Below are 1,477 nucleotides of genomic sequence, written 5' to 3'. Positions count from 1 at the left end.
CATTCTGAATGCCTTTTGTCATTTCTACTTCTTTTCATGAATAAATCAGACCGGTTTCCACCTGATTTACGCCGGGATTGGTCTGTTCCACGACCATCTGGCGATTTTCTTCAAATTCATGGCAGCAAACGTAAGCATCGCCTGCATGGACAATTTTTTCAGCCCTCTCAGGGTTGTCCATCGCATGCCATGCTTTTCTTTTGCGTCTGCAAATACCCGTTCCACCGTTTCTTTTCGTTTCGCATAGATTTGTTTTACATGCTGGTGCTGTCTTAGATGCTCTACTTCTTCTAAGTGGTTTTGCCATACATGTCGCGTCACTACTTTTTGGTGGTTCTTGCTTCCTGTACACATGGATAAATAACGACACGATTTACAAATTTCTTTTGGAGATTTGTACTCTCGGTACCCTTCTTTATTGGTGGTCGAGTAAGGTAACACCTCGTTAGCAGGACATAAATAGGCATCAAAATATTCATCATACACGTAGTCATCTTTTCGAAAACCTTCTTTTTGAGAACGCGGACGTGTATAAGGCAGCGCCGGAGTAACCCCTTGCTCCAACAAATATTTGCTAATCCATGGCGTTTTGTAGGCAGCATCGGCTGCTACTGCTACAGGTTTTCCAATCTTTTCTTTTACCATTTCTACCAGGGGTGCAAGCAAGTGGCTGTCATGTTCATTTCCGGGAGTGACGATGTTACCGAGTACAAATCCGTTTCGGTCTACTGCTGCGTGAAACGAATAAGCAAATTGTTTGGTCCGTTCATCTTTGACATAGTAGCCGCTATCGGGATCTGTAGTGCTTTGTTTAATTTCCTTTTCTTCTTCTTTTTTAAAAGAGTCCGGAGGAAACGGCTTTTTATTGTGATCATCCCGGTCTTGGTTAATTTCCTCTTCCAGTTTGCGTTGGTATGCTCTTGTTTCTTTGCGTACAACTTTCTTTTCGAATTTTCGTTTGTTCGCACTCGCTTTTACGTGTGTAGAATCGATGAAAACATGCTCCGCGCTGAGTAAATGTTTCTCAGCTGCAGTCCGCAAAATACGGTAGAAAATCTGTTCAAATAGATCTGTATCTTTAAAACGACGTTCGTAGTTCTTTCCGAAAGTAGAGAAATGCGGAACTTTATCATAAAATCCATAGCCCAAAAACCAACGATACGCCATATTGGTCTGTACTTCTTCGATCGTTTTTCGCATGGAACGAATACCAAAAGTATATTGAATAAGAGGTAATTTAATTAAGATGACCGGATCGATGCTAGGTCGTCCAATTTCCGAATAATGATCCTGAACCAAATCGTAGATAAAAGAAAAGTCGATTGCCGATTCGATTTTGCGAACCAAATGATCTTCTGGCACGAGTTGATCCAGAGCAACCATTTCAAGTTGGTCACGCTGAGTGGATGATTGTTTCGTTAGCATGATTGTCACCTCAAATAAAGTAGTTACTTCTATTGTAAAATAAAAAAGACTG

At 41.1% G+C, this 1,477-nt stretch carries 1 protein-coding gene; it reads right to left on the bottom strand.

The genetic code is table 11. The annotated features are described in order from the left end of the window. Positions 1–66: 66 nt before the first annotated feature. Positions 67–1,425: an IS1182 family transposase gene (locus GQY27_RS21150; protein ID WP_160037240.1), complete on the bottom strand. Its 1,359-nt coding sequence runs from the start codon at positions 1,423–1,425 to the stop codon at positions 67–69. Positions 1,426–1,477: the final 52 nt, after the last annotated feature.

This window comes from Paenibacillus sp. An7, assembly GCF_009870785.1.
Lineage (GTDB): Bacteria > Bacillota > Bacilli > Paenibacillales > Paenibacillaceae > Paenibacillus.
Note: the sequence above shows the minus strand (reverse complement) of the source record. Positions and strands in the feature narration are given on the sequence as shown.